This window comes from Paenibacillus sp. An7 (assembly GCF_009870785.1).
GTDB lineage: Bacteria > Bacillota > Bacilli > Paenibacillales > Paenibacillaceae > Paenibacillus.
The window spans coordinates 1-3,859 of the sequence record NZ_WTWX01000052.1 but is presented as its reverse complement, the minus strand read 5'-3'; the positions used below and the strand labels follow the sequence as shown (position 1 = coordinate 3,859).

The following is a 3,859-nucleotide window of genomic DNA, read 5'->3' as shown; positions in this document are numbered from 1 at the left end:
GCATCAGCCCTAATGTCTAAATCTCTTCTATTTGACTCTTTTCACCACTTCGTATAAGCACCTCAGCTGAAACACAATCCATCCCTCTTTGCTGAAGCTAAAAAGCTCATTTAAGATCCGGGAAACTGCTCTTCACTGAGGCTTGGTTTAAACCAAGCAACCCAAATAAAAAAAGGTGCCCCCATGATTTAGGTGCACCTGTGTACTAGAACTCATCAGCTTTTACGATGGTTGACTATTTAATGATTCATTACCAATGGACTAAAATAACCTTTCATCCAATTTAAATCTTCAGTTCCGTTGAATAACCCTATTTCCCCTGAAAATAGTTCCCTCTTTGTCATATCTCCCTTCATGTAGTTGAATATCATTTGCATATTATGATGAATAACAAAGAGCTTACGATTTAAATCATTCGGCATAAAATCAATATGAGCGTAATGTGAGAATGGCCCATAAACTTGAATCTTAGTTTTTGGATCCTGCCGGTATCTTGCAGCAACTCTATGGTTTCCATCAATAATTAGCTTTTGGCTAGTTGGAGAATACCAAACTAAAATGATAGGTTCATTGCTTTTTAAAGCATTAGGTAAATAACTTTCCGTAATTTCATTTTTTTGAATGTAAGGGTATACTTCTTCCACGCTGACTTCGTTTGCTATCAATCTTCTATTTTGTATCATTTGGTTAATAAGGTGCCTCGCTCTATTGATATCCCACGTCACTGTGTATTCACCATTACAGTGAGGAAAGTACATTGTCTTTTCAAACGTATGTTGGCTATTTAAAAGGTATGGCTGACTATGATCTGCACTTGCCAGTTCATTCTTATAATTTGCAACAATGTCCACCAAATTAGGATACTGATTCACAATCTGTATCCCATTAAATTTAAAAACGGATTCATCAACAAAACTGTCTAATAAATTCCCTAAAGTATGCAAGAAAACACCTCTTTTTTTTCATTATAGGTAACTCAGTACTTAAAAGCCTGCTACTTAACAATGAGCAAACAACATGCTTACTTGTTCTATTGGGAGCTATCGTTACCCGTTACTGAAAAAATTTGATTATACCGAGGGATCTTAATGAAATAGCTGAGGAATTAATTTAGAGACAGGTCTTTTAATCTTAATAGGATTATTCTTGTCCCTCAACATGGTTTGTGTCCAAAACTCCTTTAGACCAGCATATTGATATACCTTTAAGCCTTCATTATTCGACTTATTTCCTTCATCACTTTGTCATATTATCTCATATCTTCCATTTTCATTCAATTATAAGTCTACCAACTAGATAATCAAAATGATAAAAATGAAAGATTAGAAAAAGTAGATGGCCAGTGTGATGTAAAACAAAAACATAGCTTCATTCAGCTTAGGGAATACTAGTTTAATCCAGAGCCTATAACCCTCCTACTTAAGAAGTGAACTTTGGCGTCATTATGAAGATGACAAGCTTTATCCAAGGGTTTAGTCCAAATACCTTGAAATAAAATAAACCCGACTTCTACAAGCGAAATCGGGTTTTTACTATAAGCAAACTATACATGTAGAACTAAATTACCGATCAATCTTCCCAAACATCGTCCATAAGCTTCTTAATTTGCTTCTCACGATCCTTTGTTTCCGTATGATCTGGCTTCCATACTCCCTCTACCAAAGTAACAACATCTCCCGCACTCACAGAAGCATCAACAGCAGACTTAGGAACATCATGTGTCTGTCCATCGATTTCAATTACCGCAAAGTCACCTTCAAACCGATCAACGATTCCCCTCAATGCACCTGCCTCCTTTTTATCTTTCACAAGCTATACCGTCTTTATCTCGATCTAGTTTCGTGCTATAACCTGGATCACCTTCGTAAAGCGGTGCCTTCCCAGCTTCTCTCACTTCGGTACAGTTCTTATAATAAACATTCGTGTTTGTTTCCGTCTTTGTTACTGCAGTGTCTTTATTACTCGTCGTTGCTGCAGGTTCCTTTTTAGTTGATGTAGTATCTGATTTTTGACTGTTTGTTTCTTTATCTTTCGCAGCTGCAGTATACTTCCATTCACTAACAGATGGCTTAATGGTAGTTCCATTGGACGTAAAGACAATCGTTCCCTGCAGATCATTACGATAAATTTTCACATTCTTATTGTGAAGTCTCTTTAAAATGTTATCCACCGGATGGCCATAACTATTGTCACCTACTTGAATGACAGCATACGTAGGATTTACTGCATTTAAAAACGCCTGGCTGGTCGATGAATTGGATCCGTGATGGCCTACAAGCAGCACATCTGATTTTAAATTCACACCGCTGTTTATCATATCGCTTTCGCTTCCAGACTCCGCATCTCCCGTAAATAGAAACGAGTTTTTGCTAAAAGCAAGCTTAACAACTGCGCTCATTTCATTTTTATCATCATAGCTTTTAACGGGAGCAACCATCTTAACATCAAGCTGATCATCTAAATCGATCGTTACACCTGCTTTTGCTGTCGTAACTTTAAGACCTTTATTTTGAATTGAGGTAAGTAAGGATTCAAATGTTTTTGTGTTGGAAGACACTTTTGGCATATAGATCTTACCGATATCAAAAGCATCTACTACCGCATCAAGTCCTCCAACATGGTCAGCATCGGGATGCGTTCCAATGAGAACATCGACTCTCGATACACCTTGTTTTTTTAGATAGCTAACCATACGCTGCTCATCATCATTATTTCCTCCATCGATCAGCATCGTTTTACCACCTGGTGTCTGTATAAGCTGAGAAGCACCTTGCCCTACATCTATGTAATGAACGGTTAGTTTACCTGTAGGAGTAGCTGTGGAAGGTTTGGCTGCTTGTGTAGTTGTTTCCTCTTTTTTTTCTTCATCTTTCGTTGTTTCATCTTTTGTTGTTTCTGTCTCTGATGAATCTTTATCTGAAGAAGTACTATTGGAAGAGTTATTATCGTCCTTACTTAATGCTGGATCTGTTGTCTGTGGAATAGTGCTACTATTGTCTACCGGTGTTATTGTTGTTGATCCGCATCCACTAAGGATAAGAAACACTAAACACGTTAGTAAAACAAAGTAACTATTCTTGCTAAAAATCAGATATCGAAGCATTTAAGGCAGAAGAAAAGCGACTAGCAAAGAAACGTAAATATCTTGAGAACAAAAATAATGGACTTAAGTCATACACTCAGAGCGTCCTAGAAGTGAATAAGATTGATAAGGTAAATGCAGGAATGTTTAAAGTAAAACTACAGAAGAATCCTCCATCAATCAATGTTTTAGATAGCAATAAAGTTCCAGATACATATAAGATTGCACAAGAACCTAAGATTGATAGTAAGAAACTGCTGAGTGATGTGAAGAATGGTGTAGTGATTGAAGGAGTAGAGCTTATTACAGATAGGCAACATCTGAGAATTTTGTAAGAAACCAAAGCTAAGTGTTGTGTCAAGAGGGGACAAATTCCAACATACCTTCTTGAGAACGAAAAATTTGAATTAAGAAAAAATAAAGATAAGAGGATAGAAAATATAAAAAGATGATAACTGTATTCTTAACAGTATCATCTTTTTATGAAACTTATATTATGGTACGTATGTAATTTGGGCAGTATCCCTAGCTGATAATACTAACTCCATCGGTGCTAAAGGTTTCCAAGCAAACATTGGTGAAATTGTTGTATCGGCTCCAAAATAATAAGCCTGCCATACAAATTTAGAACAGTAATTTGGATCCAAAACTAAGTATCCACTTAATACATCGTATTCTGCTTTTGGATATTTATCCATGTACCAATTTGCCCATTGAGCTGCAGCTATACCAGCTAATAGCTTGTCAAGATTACCAGTAAAATGAACTTAAATCATG

5 protein-coding genes are annotated in these 3,859 nt (G+C 36.5%); 1 reads left to right on the top strand and 4 read right to left on the bottom strand.

All coding sequences use genetic code 11. The annotated features are described in order from the left end of the window. Window positions 1-239: 239 nt before the first annotated feature. The 3 genes from GQY27_RS20965 to GQY27_RS20955 all read right to left on the bottom strand — a co-directional run bounded on the left by GQY27_RS20965 (window position 240) and on the right by GQY27_RS20955 (window position 3,046). Complete coding sequence (locus tag GQY27_RS20965; protein WP_160037204.1) at window positions 240-944, bottom strand: hypothetical protein; 705 nt, start codon at window positions 942-944, stop codon at window positions 240-242. 625 nt (window positions 945-1,569) lie between these two features. Beyond that, complete coding sequence (locus GQY27_RS20960; RefSeq protein WP_160037203.1) at window positions 1,570-1,782, bottom strand: DUF3006 domain-containing protein; 213 nt, start codon at window positions 1,780-1,782, stop codon at window positions 1,570-1,572. Between the two features lie 16 nt (window positions 1,783-1,798). Then, window positions 1,799-3,046 carry an MBL fold metallo-hydrolase gene (locus GQY27_RS20955; protein WP_236570683.1) on the bottom strand — a complete coding sequence of 416 codons (1,248 nt, stop codon included), beginning with the start codon at window positions 3,044-3,046 and terminating at the stop codon, window positions 1,799-1,801. A gap of 47 nt (window positions 3,047-3,093) precedes the next feature. Between GQY27_RS20955 and GQY27_RS20950 the strand changes: the two genes are divergently transcribed. Next, entirely contained in the window at window positions 3,094-3,417 is a 324-nt protein-coding gene (locus tag GQY27_RS20950; protein ID WP_160037205.1) for a siphovirus Gp157 family protein, read from the top strand. 159 nt (window positions 3,418-3,576) lie between these two features. Here GQY27_RS20950 and GQY27_RS20945 read toward each other — a convergent pair whose 3' ends face one another. Continuing rightward, window positions 3,577-3,780, bottom strand: coding sequence for a hypothetical protein (locus GQY27_RS20945; protein WP_160037201.1), 204 nt, complete (start codon window positions 3,778-3,780; stop codon window positions 3,577-3,579). Window positions 3,781-3,859: the final 79 nt, after the last annotated feature.